Source organism: Lentzea sp. JNUCC 0626 (genome assembly GCF_043632865.1).
Classification (GTDB): domain Bacteria; phylum Actinomycetota; class Actinomycetes; order Mycobacteriales; family Pseudonocardiaceae; genus Lentzea.
In genome coordinates this window covers 6762164-6777073 of the sequence record NZ_CP171635.1, presented here as the reverse complement: position 1 = coordinate 6777073, position 14910 = coordinate 6762164, and the positions used below count along the sequence as shown (strand labels likewise).

Here is a 14910-nt window from a genome sequence, read left to right as displayed (position 1 = left end):
GGTCAGGTGGATCTGAAAGGATTCAGACCGAGGTCTGCGTGCCCAACGCCTCCAGGAACGACCTTGCCCAGCGATCAACGTCGTGGGTGAGGACCTGACGGCGCAGCGCGCGCATCCTACGGCGGCCTTCGGCGGGATCGATGTCGAGGGCGGCCTGCAGAGCGTTCTTGACACCGTCCAGATCATGGGGGTTCACCAGGAACGCGCTGGTCAGTTCTGCGGCAGCGCCGGCGAACTCGCTGAGCACCAGAGCTCCACCAAGATCATATCGGCAGGCCACGTACTCCTTGCACACGAGGTTCATTCCGTCCCGAACGGGCGTGACGACCATGACGTCCGCCGCGCTCATGAACGCGACGAGCTCCTCGCGGTTCACCGACTGGTGCAGGTAGTGGACGACGGGTTTGCCGACCCGGCCGAACTCGCCGTTGATCCGGCCGACGGACTGCTCGATGTCCTTGCGCATCGTCACGTAGTGGTCGACGCGCTCCCGGCTGGGCGTGGCGAGCTGCACCATCGCGACGTCCTCCGGGTCCACGCGTCCGTCCGCGATGAGCTCGTAGAGCGCGCGGATCCGGACGTCGATGCCCTTCGTGTAGTCGAGACGGTCCACGCCGAGCAGGATGCGCTTGGGGTTGCCGAGGTCCGCTCGAATCTGCTTCGCGCGGGCCTGCGTCTCCTTGCGCCGGGCCACCGCGTCGAGGCCCGCGCTGTCGATCGAGATGGGGAACGCGCCGACCCGCACCGTGCGGTCGCCGACCTGCACGACACCTGGCCGGGTCCTGACACCAACGGTGCCGCGCGAGGGTTCGAGGCCCACGAGCCGGCGGGCCAGCCAGAGGAAGTTCTGCGCGCCGCCGGGACGGTGGAAGCCCACCAGATCGGCGCCGAGCAGGCCTCGGATGATCTCCGTGCGCCACGGCAGCTGCATGAACAGCTCGACCGGCGGGAACGGGATGTGCAGGAAGAAGCCGATCTTGAGGTCGGGCCGCTGCTCGCGCAGCATCGCCGGCACGAGCTGCAGCTGGTAGTCCTGCACCCACACCGTCGCGCCCTGGGCGGCCACCTTCGCGGTCGCGTCGGCGAACCGCTGGTTGACCTTCACGTACGAGTTCCACCAGTGCCGGTGGAACGCCGGCTGCGCCACGACGTCGTGGTAGAGCGGCCAGAGCGTGCCGTTGGAGAAGCCCTCGTAGTAGTCCTCGACCTCCTTGGCCGAGAGCTCGACGGGGTGCAGCAGCAGGCCGTCGTCCTCGAACGGCGGCACCTCGGTGTCCGCGACGCCGGGCCAGCCGACCCAGGCGCCGCTGTGTGAGCGGAGGAACGGCTCGAGCGCGCTCACCAGCCCTCCCGGGCTGTGCTTCCATCGCTCGGTCCCGTCAGGGAGCCGCTCCAGGTCAACCGGCAGCCGGTTGGCCACGACTACGAACTCTGCCCCGTTCTCGCCAATGTCCATGCTCACGCGAAAGACGCTAGCCGCTGTGCGTGTCCTCGGCGTGTCGTGTAACCCCCGTCACAGCGAGTTTCACTCCAAACGACGCTTGCTGGGTTTGAGCGGCCCGGACAGGCGCGGACCTGCGAACTTCCGCTCCAATCGACCCAGTCCCGTGCGCACCGGCTGGGCCAGGTACTCGCCGAACACGACACCTCCGGCCAGGGCGAGAGCAATGCCACTCGCGAACACCAGCGTGCTCAAACCGGCCGTGTCGCCCTCGGCGGTGAGCTGGAACAGGCCCCGGTACGTCGTCCAGCCGGGCAGTAGCGGGACGACGCCCGCCTGCACGACGACGAGCGTCGGGATGCGCAACCGGCGGGTCATCGTGGCGCCGCCGAACCCGGTGATCGCGGCGGCCACGGCCGACGCCAGCAACGCGTCCAGCCCGAGGCTCGTCATGAGGCCGTACGCGGCGGTGCCGATCGCGCCGGAGATGGCGGCGGCGACGAGCGCGCGGGGCCGGGCGTAACAGGCGAGCGCGAAGAACGCACTCGTCGCCGCGCCGGCCGCGAACTGCATCGGCACGGCGGAGATCAGGGCGGGCAACGGCTCGCTGAGCTTGATCTCCAGTCCGAAGTGGACGGCCGCGCGGATCGCCAGCGCGACGCCCACGATGAGCCCGGCGCTGAGCAGCACGGTCTCCACGGTGCGGCCGGCGGCGGTGACGTTGTAGCCGGAGATCGCGTCCTGCACCGTGCTGACCAGGGCGAGCCCGGACAGCAGCACGACGATCCCGACCGCGACCAGCAGGCTCGGCCGGACGGGCAGCAACCCCGTCGAGTAGATGGCGAGCGCGGCACCCGTGCCGAGCGCACCGCCGACGAGCTGCTGAAAGAAGAACGGCAGGTTTCGCCGGTTGAGGAGTCGTCCGACCCGGTCGACCACGGCGCTGATGACGGCGGCGGTCACCGCGAGCACCACACCACCACCGACGAGGAACGCGACGGCGGCCGCCATGCCACCCCATGCCACCGTGGCAACCCAACGCGGATATGGATGCGCCGCGTTCGTGATGTCTTCGAGTCGTGCGTGGGCTTCTTCGATCGGCGGCAGATTGCGCACGAGCTGTTCGACGTCCGCGAGTCGCGTGTAGTCGAGTCCGCGTTGGCGAACGACGCGAATGGACGTGATGGGCAACGCCTCTGTGCCGCGATGACACGACACGCTGATAGAGGTGTAGATCACGTCGACTTCCGTGTGCGGAAGTCCATAGCTCTCGGTGACCGAGAGAATCGTGGCTGTCACATCGGCCGCACCGGCCCCACTGGCCATTTGGACCTCACCGATCTTCAGGGCGAGATCGAGTACCAGGTGAACCGTGGTGTCATCGGGCAGAGCGGGGCCGTGCAGGCTGTTCGTGGAAATCTCGTGCACCTCCGTCGTGTGATCGTGACGGACACTTCGACTGTTGCTGTGTCGTCTGCCACCTCCGATCGGGCGACCCGAAAAGGAGGACATGATCACTGTCCGTTGGTTACCCTCCTGACCTGGTCAAGGCGGTAGGTCCCACGCATTGATCCACTCAGTTGGTTGGTCCGACTCCGGTCGGAGCAATCCGATCACACTGAGAGCAGACCGTTCGCCGCAGGTAGCACCCGCAACGGGCGCTTACGATGTTCGCGAACACGAGCCGGCCGGCGTAGCTCAATTGGCAGAGCACTCGCCTTGTAAGCGAAAGGTTAGGGGTTCGATTCCCCTCGCCGGCTCTTCAACGGACGAGGGTCCGCCCAGGTGGGCGGGCCCTCGTCTCGTTTCGCAGACGGCATTCAGCTTTTGCGGACGAGTCCGGTGAACCCCGCGACGCTCAGCGTGGCGAACGACCATCCGAGGATCTGCACGATCCAGCCTGCTCCGGTCGCCCACTGTCCCGCTGGTCCGTTCGCCAGTTCGCATCTCGGTGTGCCACCGAGCTTCACCAATGGGATCGCCAGATCCGCCGCAAGACTGATTCTGTTCACCGGTGAACACGAGTCCGCCGGTCTGTCCTTGGCCGGTGTCAGGCCGTTATAGGCGTTTGTTGTCCACACGAGACAGAGTGCGAGCAGGAACGTGACGAGTAGGCCAATCACCGCCCGGGACGGCCGGTAGCCGTAGCCGAGAGTGACGCCGAGGAACCAGTGCCACAGCCTGGTGCCGGGGTCGCCGCGGCGGCGGAGGTCGCGTTGCTGCGCGATCAGCACGCGCCGGGCGGTGTGCTCGTGGCCGGCGCTGCGGTGGACGGCGGCGAGTTGCTGGTACGGCTGGGCCTCGTACGAGAACGTGTGGTCGCGCAGCATCGTCAGCCACGCGTCGGTGTCGTTCGGGGTGTCCGGATAGGACAGTCCGTTCAGGCTGACGGTGAACACGTCCGCCTCGGTCAGGTGCTCGGGTTCGAGCGCGAACGCCCGGCCCGCCCTGGTGGTGAAGAGGTCGAGCTCCAGGCCGTCGCCGCGGTTGCGCAGGCTCGCCGGGCGGATCGTGAGCTCGCTGCCGACGTCGCAGTTGCTGATCTCCAACGCCGCCTCGGCGCTGTCCGCGTCGATTTCGGCGTCGCGCACGGTCAGGCTCGCCCCGACCGTCGCCATGTGCAGCGACACGGCCTGGCCGGCGCGGTTGCGCACGAGACCGGTCAGCAGCAGCCCCGCGCCGATCTTCGTGTCGACCATGCGGATCGTGGCGGCGCCCTCCTGCGTGACCGCGTTGATCCCGCCCATCTTCACCTCGGACCGGATCCGCGAGCCGTCGGTGCACAACGACCCCCGCAGCACGGTGTCGCGCAGGTCGAGGCCGCCGATGTCGGCGTCGAGGAGGAAGAACGCGTCGGCGTTGCCGCGGACGACCGCGTTCTCGGCGGAGACCACCCCGCCGACCCTGGCGCCGTTCGCGGTGATCGCGGGACCGTCGAGACCGCTGATCGTGCCGCCGTCGAAGACCAGGTCGCCGCCGATCTCGGCCCTGTCGAGGAACACCGCGCAGCCGCCGCGATAGCCGGGCCACGCGTACAGGTCGGTCGCCATCAGGGAACCGCCGACTTTCAGGCCGTACGCACTCAACGTGCCGACGCTCGCTCCTGCGAGGCAGCAGGTGCCGTCGACCTGAGCGTGGTCGAGTTCGAGGATGTCGGAGAAGCGCCCGCCGCCCAGGTCGAGTTCGCGCGTGCGCAGGCCTTCTGCCCGCAGGCCCCAGATGTTCGTGCCGCTGAAGTTGATCGTGCCGATCTGCGCGTGCCGCAGGGTCAGCTCTTCGGGGAGGTGGCAGCCGACGAGCGTGAGCGGTCCCGCCATCGTCAGGAAGTCGAGGTCGAGCGTGCCGTCGATCCACGTCCGGTAGATCGTCACGCCCTCCGGTGAGTCGCGTGCTTCGAGCACCAACGCGCGCACGTCCTCTGCCCGCGTGAAAACGTGTTTCTCGTCCTGCTCTGTCTCGTTAGGACGTGACATTGTGGGACCCATGTCCTACCTCGCGGATAGCGCGCGCTACGACCAGATGACTTACCGGCGGACGGGACGCAGCGGCCTCAAGCTGCCCGCCATCTCGCTCGGCCTGTGGCACAACTTCGGCGGCGACCGGCCGTACGAGTGGGGTCGCGGGATCGCGCGGCGGGCGTTCGACCTCGGTGTCACGCACTTCGACCTCGCCAACAACTACGGTCCGCCCTACGGCTCGGCGGAGATCACGTTCGGACAGATCCTCAAGGATGATCTCAGCCCGTACCGCGACGAGCTCGTGATTTCCACGAAGGCGGGCTACGACATGTGGCCCGGGCCGTACGGGGAGTGGGGCAGCCGCAAGTACCTGCTCAGCTCCCTCGACCAGTCGCTGACGCGGATGGGCCTCGACTACGTCGACATCTTCTACTCGCACCGGTTCGACCCCGAGACGCCGCTCGAGGAGACCATGGGCGCGCTCGTCTCCGCGGTGCAGCAGGGCAAGGCGCTCTACGTCGGCATCTCGTCGTACTCGCCGGCCAAGACTCGCGAGGCGGCGCAGCTGCTCAAGAGCGCGGGCGTGCCGTTGCTGATCCACCAGCCGTCGTACTCGATGTTGAACCGGTGGATCGAGCCGGAGCTGCTCGACACCCTCGAAGAGGTGGGCGCGGGCTGCATCGCGTTCTCGCCGCTCGCCCAGGGCATGCTGACCGACCGGTACCTCGACGGCGTGCCGGAGGGGTCGCGGGCGTCGCAGGGCAAGTCGCTGTCGACGGACCTGCTGACCGAGCAGAACCTCGGGCGCATCCGGTCGCTCAACGAGATCGCGAAGTCGCGCGGGCAGTCGCTGGCCCAGCTCGCGCTGTCCTGGACGATCCGGGACCCGCGCGTCACGTCTGCGTTGATCGGCGCCTCGTCGGTGGGGCAGCTGGAGCAGAACCTCGCGGCCCTGCAGGCGCCGCCGCTGACCGACGACGAACTCGCCGAGATCGACAAGTACGCCGTCGAGTCCGGCATCGACCTGTGGGCCACGAGCTCCCAGGCCGAGTAGTCAGGCCGCGTGCCGGGGGAGGCGGATCGTGAAGACCGTCGACCCCGGCCTGCTGGCCAGGTCGATCGTGCCGCCGTGCGCCTCCACCAGCGACTGGACCACGGCGAGCCCCAGCCCGCTGCCGCCGCGCTGCCGGGTCCGCGAGTCGTCGACGCGGTAGAACCTGTCGAAGATCCGCGCCTGGTCGGCCTCCGGGATGCCGGGGCCGCTGTCGCTCACCCTGATCACCGCCCAGCCGTTTTCGGCCGTCACCTTCACCGTGACCGCCGTGCCCGCGGGCGTGTGCACGGCCGCGTTGGTCAGCAGGTTGTCGAGCACCTGCCGCAACCGCGTGGGGTCGGCCGTCATCCGCACGGTGTCGGCGTCCACCGTCAGCGGGTGCGTCGAGCGGGCCGCGTGGAACGCGTCGGCGGCGGCCTCGGCGACCACGGACAGGTCCATCTCCTCCGGGCGCAACGGCGGTTCGGACTCGGCGGAGTCCAGGCGGGCCAGCAGCAGGAGGTCGTCGAGCAGCACGCTCATCCGCGACGCCTCGGACCGCAGCTTCTCCAGGTGCTTCTCGCGTTCGCCCGGCTCGTTGGCCGCCGCGTACTTGAAGAGGTCCGCGTAGCCGCGCAACGACGTGAGCGGCGTCCGTAGCTCGTGTGAGGCGTCGGCGATGAAACGGCGCAGACGTTGTTCTGCGGCCGTGCGTGCGGCCAAAGAAGAGTCGATGTGCGCGAGCATCTTGTTGAACGCCTCGCGCAGCTCCTCGACCTCCACGCCGCCGCCCCGGCCGTCGACGCGCACGGCGAGATCACCGGAGTCGGTCAGGTCGTGCGACGAGATGTCGTGCGCGGTGTCGGCCATGTCGGACAACGGCTGCATGCCCTTGCGGATCAACGCCTGCCCGCCGACGACCAACGCGACCAGGGCGGCCAGGAACGCGATCACGCCGACCGTGATGAGCTGCGAGATCGTGCCGTCGCGGTCGTGCATCGGGGCCGCGCTGACCACGATGTACTCGTCCTTGATCACCTGGCACGCGCGCAGCCGGAACTTGCCCTCGTCGCGCAGGTACTCGGTCTCGAACTTGTCGGCGTTCAGGGCCTGGCGGGCGAGGGCGTCGAAGTCCTCGCGCTCGGGCGGCAGCTGGTCGCCCGGCTGCGGCTGGACGTCGCCGTTCTCGATCTTGTAGACGACCGCGAACCAGTCCGGCGGGATCTTGGTGATCGTGCCGTTGTACTCCAGCTCCTTGACCGAGCCCTGCTGGCTGATGATCATCTGGTCGTCCAGGCGGCGGTCGAGGAAGTCCTTCATCGACGTGACCATGACCCAGCCGACGATCACGAACACCGTCAGCGCCAGCGCGCCGAGGCCCAGGGCGAGGCGCGTGCCCAGCCGCCAGTCGCGGACGGGCTTCAAGCGGAACTTCATCGTGGACTCACTCTGCTGCTCGGCGGAGCACGTACCCCACACCGCGCACGGTGTGGATCAACGGCTCGCGGCCGTCGTCGAGCTTGCGGCGCAGGTGCGAGATGACGAGTTCGACGACGTTCGACCGTCCGCCGAAGTCGTACTCCCACACGTGGTCGAGGATCTGCGCCTTGGTCAGCACCGCCGGGGAGCGGCGCATCAGGTACCGCAGCAGCTCGTACTCGGTCGGCGTCAACGTCACGAGCTTGCCGCCACGACGGACCTCGCGGGTGTCCTCGTCCATCACCAGATCGGACACCTTCAGCACCGACCGCTTCCACGACGGACCGGTCGAGCGGCGCAACACGGCCCGAAGACGCGCCATCAGTTCTTCGACCGAAAAAGGTTTCACGAGGTAGTCGTCGCCGCCCCGAGTGAGTCCCGCCACCCGGTCCGCGGTGCCGTCACGGGCCGTCAAGAAGACCACGGGGACCATCGCCCCGGCCGCCCGCATTCGATCTAGAACGGTGAATCCGTCCAGGTCAGGCAGCATGAGGTCAAGCACGACGATGTCGGGTTGGAACTCGGCCGCCTCTCTCAACGCGTCCTCGCCGTTGAGTGCGGTCGCGGCCTGCCAGCCCTCGTACCGGGCGACCGTCGCGACCAGGTCAGCGATGTGCGGCTCGTCATCTACGACGAGCAATCGAACCGAGTTCCCCTTGTCCACGTGCTCATGGTGCGTCACCTGGTGGCCCTCGCGCTCGATCGACAGGAACTCGACAGCGCGTGCAAAGGGGAGCCACAGCTCGACAGCTGAGGATCGACACCGACCGACCGAGACCGCCCGACCGAGGAGCCCGCCGTGACGACCACCCTGCAGCACCCCGTGCGATCGGCTCCGGCCGGCCGCGCGACGCCGCACAAGGTGCTGGCCAAAGCCGGCCTGTACGTGTTCCTCCTCGCCAACGCGGCCTTCGTGACGTACCTGTTCAACGCGGCCGGCGTGGGGTCCAACAAGCTGATCAACTTCGGCAGACTAGCCGGGCTCTACGGCGCGCTCGCCATGGCGTTCCAGCTGCTCCTGGTGGCGCGGCTGCCGTGGCTCGACCGCCGCCTGGGCATGGACAAGCTCACCGGCTGGCACCGCTGGGTCGGCTTCTCGATCTTCTGGCTGCTGATCGGCCACCTGGTCTTCATCGCGTTCGGCAACGCCGGTGACGAGGGCCCGATCGCCGAGGTCGTCCGGCAGGCGACCGAGCTCGAAGGCATCCTCCGCGCGCTGGTCGCGTGGGCGATCATCATGACCGTCGGCATCGTCTCGGCCCGGTTCGCGCGTCGCAAGCTCGCCTACGAGACCTGGCACTTCATCCACCTGTACACGTACGTGGCGATCTTCCTGGCGTTCTCGCACCAGGTCGCGGTGGGCAGCACGTTCCGCAAGTCGGCGCTCGCGACCGGCTACTGGTGGGGCCTGTGGGCGTTCGCGCTCGGGTCCGTCCTCGTCGGACGCGTGATCCTGCCGCTCTACCGCAACTGGAAGCACCAGTTCCGCGTCGCCGCTGTCGTGCCGGAGTCGCCGAACGTCGTCTCGGTCTACATCGAGGGCAAGGACCTGGACCAGCTCGGCGCCCGCGCGGGCCAGTTCTTCCTGTGGCGCTTCGTGACCAAGGACCGCTGGTGGCAGGCCAACCCGTTCTCGCTGTCCGCGGCGCCGAACGGCAAGTACCTGCGCCTGACCGCGAAGGCCCTGGGCACCGGCAGCGCGGACATCCGCAACATCAAGGTCGGCACCCGCGTGTTCGCCGAGGGCCCGTACGGCGCCTTCACGACCATGCACCAGACCAAGCCCAACGCACTGCTCGTCGCGGGTGGCGTCGGCGTCACGCCGGTGCGCGCGCTGCTGGAGGAGATCCGCGGCCACGTCGTGGTGCTCTACCGGGTCAGCGACCCGCGCGAGGCCGTGCTGCTGCGCGAACTCGAAGGCCTCGCCAGGGCCAAGGGCGCGGTGCTGCGCCTGGTCACCGGCTCGTCGAAGACCATCACCGCCAACGGCCCGTTGCTCGGCCCGGAGAACATCATCGCGCTGGTCCCGGACGTGCAGGACCGCGACGTGTTCATCTGCGGCCCCGGCGGCATGACCGGCGCGGTGATCAAGAGCCTGGACGAGCTGGGCGTGCCCGCCAACCAGATCCACGCCGAGCGCTTCGCGCTGGCCAACTGAAGGGGTTCGACGACGTGAAGTGGGCAATTCCCGTAGCGGTGCTCAGCGTGGCCGGTCTCGTTCCGGTCTGGCTCTACTCGCCCGGCGCGGCGCACGAGGGTGAGATCAACGAGGTCGCGGCCCCGCCGGCGCAGGAACAGCAGCAGACCGTTCCACCGGCCACCACCACCGCGCCCAAGACCACCGGCTCCGCGCCGAAGACGACCGGTTCCGCACCGCAGACCCAGCAGCAAACCCAGCAACAGCAGCAGAACCGCACGGTGTCCGGCCCCGCCGTGAACACCTCGGAAGGCACCGTCCAGGTGCAGGTGACGTTGCAGGGCAAGAAGATCGTCGACGTGAAGGCGTTGCGGGCCCCCAACTCCGACCCGACCAGGATGGCGCTGCCCCTGCTCAAGCAGTCGGCGCTGAAGGCCCAGAGCGCGGACATCGACACGGTGTCCGGCGCGACCGCGACCTCCGAGGGCTACAAGCAGTCGCTGCAGGCGGCCCTCGACGGGGCGAAGTAACCGTGTCCGTGCGGCGCGTCGAGCACATCATGGGCCTGCCGATCTCGGTGGACCTGCGTGACGGGGACGCCGCACTGGCCGAGCGGGCGTTCGCGTGGCTTCGCCAGGCGGACGCCCAGTTCTCGCCCTTCAAACCGGACAGCGAGGTGTCCCGGCTGGACCGGGGTGAGCTCACCAGGGATGAGCTCACCCCGGACCTGGTCGAGGTCCTCTCGCTGTGCGACTGGTACGAGCAGTCCACCGGCGGCGCCTTCACCGCACGGGTCCCGGGCCGCGGCCTCGACCCGTGCGCGGTGGTGAAGGGCTGGGCCGTGCAACGCGCGGCGGACATGCTGCGTGACGGTGGTGCCACGTCGTTCTGCGTCAACGCGGGCGGCGACGTCGTCGTGTCGGGCGAGCCGGAACCCGGAAAGCCTTGGCGCGTAGGCGTTCGCCACCCGGACCTCGCCGATCAGCTATCAGTCGTGCTCGGTGTGCGCGACGGAGCTGTTGCCACGTCAGCGTTGTACGAACGCGGCCAGCACATCCTGGACGGCCGTACCGGTCGGCCGGTCACGGGAATTCTTTCGGTCACTGTTTTCTCCGACGACCTCGCGATCGCGGATACCACTGCCACAGCAGCGTTTGCGCTGGGCAGGGACGGAATCGAGTGGGCGGCCGAGCAGGAAGGCTGCGAGGTCTTCATCGTCGACGAAGATCGTCAGGTGTACTCGAGCCCTGGACTTCCCGTACACATCTGTTAACATGCCCGCCCAACGGAGCTTTGACTCCGGGGCACGTTTCTCGTTGATCAAGAGCTGGATCGGAACTCGCGCTCGGGGCGAGACCCGGCCTGCTGTTGACCAACAACTCGTGCGGAACAGCCCGCCGTTGAGCGAATTCGGGAGCGCTCTCCGGCGGGCTCTTCCTGTTTTCTAGGCGTAGCGGTCTTCGTTGAAGTCCAGGTTCACCGCGGACATGCCCAGGTCGCGACCCATCGCGTCCAGCACGTCCACCATCTCCAGCCCCATCAGCCAGTCCCGCGGCAACGCCTCGGTCCCGTGCAACGCACCGAGAACATTCCCGGTCAACGCCGCCGTCGCATCGCTGCCACCGGAGTGGTTGGCCGAGGCCCGCATCGCGTCCACGAACTGCGAGGGCTTCGGATGCGTCAGCACCGTGTAGACCGCGATGGCCAGAGCCTCAGGCCCGGTCCACCCGCTCCCGAGCCGATCAACCCGCACCGGCGCCGACCCGTCGTGCTCCTCGGCCAACACCACAGCACGCGTCAAAACAGTCGCCGTATAGGTGTCATCGCGCAAAACCCGCCCGATGACCTGGTCGATCGCCTCACGCAACGGCCGAGCCTTCACGGCCAGCAGGTGGACCAGCAACGCCAGAGCGCCACCCGACACCCACCCGCCGGTGCCACCGTGCGTCAGAGCGGCGAACCGGCACCCGAGGTCGTAGGCGATCGCCGCGGAAGGAGCGAACCCGGCCGGCGCGGTGCGCGTGACCCCGTTGCAGCCGGACGACTCGTTGTGCGGGTTCTCCGGAGTGGACGGTGTCTCGGCGGCCAGCGCGCGCAGGCACGTCAGCCCGGGAGAGCGGCTCTCGTACAGCCGTTCGTCGGCCAGCAGACCGACGGAACCGCGTTCCGGCGCGGGCTGCTGTTGGGTGACGAGCCAGCGGCGGTAGCTGTGCCAGACCATCTCGGACGGTTCCCACTCGCCGGTCCGCTTGCCGCGCACCCAGGCGCGCAGATAGCCGTCGGCGGTGAACAAGGTCAACTGGGTGTCGTCGGTGAACAACGCTGGCTTGGGTGGGCCCAGCACGCCCTCGGGTCCGTGTTCGCGCTGGATGTCGGCCCAGCCGAGGTACTGCACGGGGGCTCCGAGCGCATCACCGAGAGCGCCGCCGAGAAGGCACCCGGCGCCGCGGTCCACCACGGAATTCCTGTCTCGCGGCACGTGTGAACAGTAGCGTCCCGCGAAGTCGGGCCGAACTTGTATCTGAGACACCGGCTTGCACACCTTCTGAAGTGACGAGGTCAGCGCACTTGAGGAGGGGCATGCGGAGCAAAACCGGACTCGAGTTCGGCGTGCTCGGTCCACTCCAGGTGCTCGCGGACGGACGGCTCGTGCAGCTCGGCCGTCGCGGCATGCGCGGACTGCTCGCCATGCTGGTGGTGGAGGCGAACCGACCCGTCTCCATCGACCAGATCGTGGACGCGCTGTGGACGGACACGCCTCCGGCCACGGCGCGGACGATCGTGCACGGGTACGTGTCGCGGCTGCGCAAGGTGCTGGAGGAGTCCGATCCCGCGGGCTCCGCGACGATCCGCACCACGCCGACCGGGTACCAGCTGACCGTCGATCCGTGGCGTCTCGACCTGCACCGCGCCAGGCAGCTCGTGGCGTCTTCTCGCGGCAAGCCCGCCGCCATCAGGGCGGGCTTGCTGCGCGAGGCGTTGGGTCTGTGGCGCGGACCGGTGCTCTCCGACGTACCGGGTGACCCGATGACCTCCGACCTCGAAGAGCTGCGGCTGTCGGCGCTGGAGGAGCGCATCGACGCCGAGCTCGAGCTCGGCCGCCACCTGGAACTGGTGGGCGAGTTGCGCGGCCTCTGCACCGAGTACCCGTACCGCGAACGCCTGGTCGCGCACAGCATGCGCGCGCTCTACCGGTCCGGGCAGCGGGCCGACGCGCTGGAGGCCTACCAGCGGTTCCAGCGCCGGGCCGTCGACGAGGTGGGCATCGACCCCGGTCCGCAGCTGCGGGCGTTGCACGAGCAGGTGCTGCGCGACGACCCGTCGTTGAGCGTGATCGGACCGGTCGAGTCGCGGCCCGTCGCACCCCGCGCCGGGATCGTGGCGCCCGCGTTGCTGCCGGCGTCCGCGTCGAGGCTGTTCGGTCGCGACGACGACCTGATGTGGCTCGACACCATCGTGACCGCGCGGAACCTGCTGGCCACGACCGTGATGGTGCTGACCGGTCCGCCCGGGGTCGGCAAGAGCGCCCTCGCGATCACGTGGGGGCACGAGAACTCCGAGATGTTCCCGCACGGCGTGCTGTTCGCGTCGCTCGGCGACCAGGAACCCGGCGAGGTGCTGACCCGGTTCCTGGTGGCGCTGGGCGTGCCCGCGGACGGCGTGCCGGTCGGCGTCGAGGACCGCGTCGGGCTGTACCGCTCGCTGCTCAACCGCCGCCGCGTGCTGGTCGTGCTGGACGACGCGACGTCGTTCGAGCAGGTCCAGCCGCTGCTGCCGCCGGGTTCGGGCTCGGTGGTGGTCGTGACGTCGCGCTCGCAGATGGAACGCCTCGTCGTCACCAACAGCGCCCGCGTGCGCAAACTCGGGCCGTTGGAGGACGAACCGGCCCGCGCGCTGGTCGACGACGTGCTGGGCAGGCCGTTGTCCGAGGAGGACCCGGTCGCGTCCAAGAAGCTCGCCGAACTGTGCGGCGGACTGCCGCTCGCGCTGCGGGTCGCGGCCGCGAAGCTCGTGATCAGTCCCGAGTGGACCGTCGACGAACTGGTGGGGGAGCTCGCCGACGACGGGCAGCGGTTGCGCGGCCTCGACCTGCCCGAAGCAGGCGTCGGGGTGTCGCGGGCGCTCGACCTGTCGACCCGCGACCTGCCGGAGGAGCTCGGCGAGGTCTTCCAGTCCGTCGGCATGGCGCCCGGTCGCTGGATGTCGTCGCACGCCGTCGCCGCGCTGACCCGCACGCAGGTCGAGGCGGCGCGGTCGCGGCTCGCGCAGCTCGTCGGGGTGAACCTGCTGGTCGAACCGTGGCCGGACGGCTTCACGATGCACGAGCTGGTGCGCCTGTACGTGCGCGGCGCCGGACGGCCGGACCTGGATTCGTTGCGGCGCCTGGTGAACTACTACCTCGTCGCGTGCGACCACGTCCGCCGGGCGATCCGACCGGCGCGGGACGGGCTGGACTTCGCGTTGGGGGACAACGGTTCCACGGCGTTGCCCGCCTTCGAGGACCCGGTCGACTGGTTCGACCAGGAGTGGCCCAACATCGTCGCGGTCGTGCACGCGTCCGCCGAACGAGGCCTGCACGACCAGGTGTGGCAGCTCGTACGGCTGTTGCACCACTACGCGACGGTGCGCGCGCTCACGGGGGAGTGGGTGGCGCTGGTCGGGTTCGGTCTGGCCGCGGCCGAGGTGACGGGGAGCCGCCTCGGCCAGGTCCTCATGCTGGACACGACCTACACGACGAACGCCCGGCTCGGCAGGCCCGTCCTGCTGCCGGACGCTCGTCGTGCGCACCGGATCGCGGTCGAACTCGGCGAACGCCAGTACCTCGTGCTGACCCTCGCCCAACTCGCCGACGTGCTGTTCCGCCTGCAACTGCACGACGAGGCGTTGCTGCACTTCTGGGAGTCCGTGCAGCTCGCGCAGCAGTCCGGTGACGTCGTCGGCGAGGCGCACGGGCTGAACAACGTGGCGCAGGTCGAGCAGGCTCGCGGGCACGTCGACGTGGCGTTGCGGCACCAGGCCCACGCGGTCGAGGTGTACCGGCGTTCCGGCGACAACGTGGCGTTGATCCGCGGCCTCGCCAACCTGGCCGAGCTCCACCTCGAAGCCGGGGCGCTCGACCGGGCCGAGACGCTGGCCCGTCAGGTCGTCGACCAGGCCGCCGTCGCCGAGGTGACGTACCTGGAGGGCTTCGGTCGGCACGTGCTCGGCGGGGTGCTGCTCCGGCGGGCGGAACGGGTTGCTGCACAAGCGGAATTGACGGAGGCGCTGCGCCTGTACGCGCAGGTCAACTCGGCGCGCGCGGTCGAGGTGCGGGCCGCTTTGGACACTCTCTCGTCCGAGGTTTAGTCAGCGTTTAGTCGTC

The 14910-nt window shown here is 69.0% G+C and carries 11 protein-coding genes and 1 tRNA gene; 6 read left to right on the top strand and 6 right to left on the bottom strand.

All coding sequences use genetic code 11. The annotated features are described in order from the left end of the window. Positions 1 to 22: 22 nt before the first annotated feature. Together JNUCC0626_RS30890 and JNUCC0626_RS30885 are read right to left on the bottom strand one after the other, a co-directional pair. The gene (locus JNUCC0626_RS30890) at positions 23 to 1456 is read right to left on the bottom strand and encodes an alpha,alpha-trehalose-phosphate synthase (UDP-forming) (protein WP_394622135.1); all 1434 of its coding nucleotides are present in this window, start codon (positions 1454 to 1456) and stop codon (positions 23 to 25) included. 69 nt (positions 1457 to 1525) lie between these two features. Further along, positions 1526 to 2869 (bottom strand): threonine/serine ThrE exporter family protein, encoded by a 1344-nt coding sequence (locus JNUCC0626_RS30885; RefSeq protein ID WP_394614251.1) that lies wholly within the window; start codon positions 2867 to 2869, stop codon positions 1526 to 1528. Between the two features lie 259 nt (positions 2870 to 3128). Between JNUCC0626_RS30885 and JNUCC0626_RS30880 the strand changes: the two genes are divergently transcribed. Further along, positions 3129 to 3201, top strand: a tRNA-Thr gene (locus JNUCC0626_RS30880). Between the two features lie 60 nt (positions 3202 to 3261). On the opposite strand, the gene JNUCC0626_RS30875 is transcribed toward JNUCC0626_RS30880, so the two are convergent. Then, the gene (locus JNUCC0626_RS30875) at positions 3262 to 4854 is read right to left on the bottom strand and encodes a hypothetical protein (RefSeq protein WP_394614250.1); all 1593 of its coding nucleotides are present in this window, start codon (positions 4852 to 4854) and stop codon (positions 3262 to 3264) included. A 70-nt stretch (positions 4855 to 4924) separates the two neighbouring features. Here JNUCC0626_RS30875 and mgrA point away from each other — a divergent pair, with 70 nt between their 5' ends. Continuing rightward, positions 4925 to 5953 (top strand): L-glyceraldehyde 3-phosphate reductase, encoded by a 1029-nt coding sequence (gene mgrA, locus JNUCC0626_RS30870; RefSeq protein ID WP_394614249.1) that lies wholly within the window; start codon positions 4925 to 4927, stop codon positions 5951 to 5953. Here the strand turns inward: mgrA and JNUCC0626_RS30865 are convergent, their stop codons facing one another. Then, complete coding sequence (locus JNUCC0626_RS30865; protein WP_394614248.1) at positions 5954 to 7369, bottom strand: sensor histidine kinase; 1416 nt, start codon at positions 7367 to 7369, stop codon at positions 5954 to 5956. It abuts the gene before it with no gap. Between the two features lie 7 nt (positions 7370 to 7376). Next, a complete protein-coding gene (locus JNUCC0626_RS30860; RefSeq protein ID WP_198680521.1) occupies positions 7377 to 8075 on the bottom strand; it encodes a response regulator transcription factor in 699 nt (232 codons plus the stop codon). A 135-nt stretch (positions 8076 to 8210) separates the two neighbouring features. Between JNUCC0626_RS30860 and JNUCC0626_RS30855 the strand changes: the two genes are divergently transcribed. The 3 genes from JNUCC0626_RS30855 to JNUCC0626_RS30845 are packed head-to-tail and all read left to right on the top strand — an operon-like array spanning position 8211 to position 10821. Continuing rightward, positions 8211 to 9569, top strand: coding sequence for a ferredoxin reductase family protein (locus JNUCC0626_RS30855; protein WP_394614247.1), 1359 nt, complete (start codon positions 8211 to 8213; stop codon positions 9567 to 9569). 14 nt (positions 9570 to 9583) lie between these two features. Then, positions 9584 to 10078, top strand: a complete 495-nt coding sequence (locus tag JNUCC0626_RS30850) for an FMN-binding protein (protein ID WP_394614246.1) — start codon at positions 9584 to 9586, stop codon at positions 10076 to 10078. Positions 10079 to 10080: 2 nt separating this feature from the next. Continuing rightward, complete coding sequence (locus JNUCC0626_RS30845; protein ID WP_394614245.1) at positions 10081 to 10821, top strand: FAD:protein FMN transferase; 741 nt, start codon at positions 10081 to 10083, stop codon at positions 10819 to 10821. Between the two features lie 171 nt (positions 10822 to 10992). Here the strand turns inward: JNUCC0626_RS30845 and JNUCC0626_RS30840 are convergent, their stop codons facing one another. Then, complete coding sequence (locus tag JNUCC0626_RS30840; protein WP_394614244.1) at positions 10993 to 12027, bottom strand: ADP-ribosylglycohydrolase family protein; 1035 nt, start codon at positions 12025 to 12027, stop codon at positions 10993 to 10995. A 101-nt stretch (positions 12028 to 12128) separates the two neighbouring features. On the opposite strand from JNUCC0626_RS30840, the gene JNUCC0626_RS30835 reads away from it, so the two are divergent. Continuing rightward, entirely contained in the window at positions 12129 to 14894 is a 2766-nt protein-coding gene (locus JNUCC0626_RS30835; RefSeq protein WP_394614243.1) for an AfsR/SARP family transcriptional regulator, read from the top strand. The last annotated feature ends 16 nt before the right edge of the window (positions 14895 to 14910 follow it).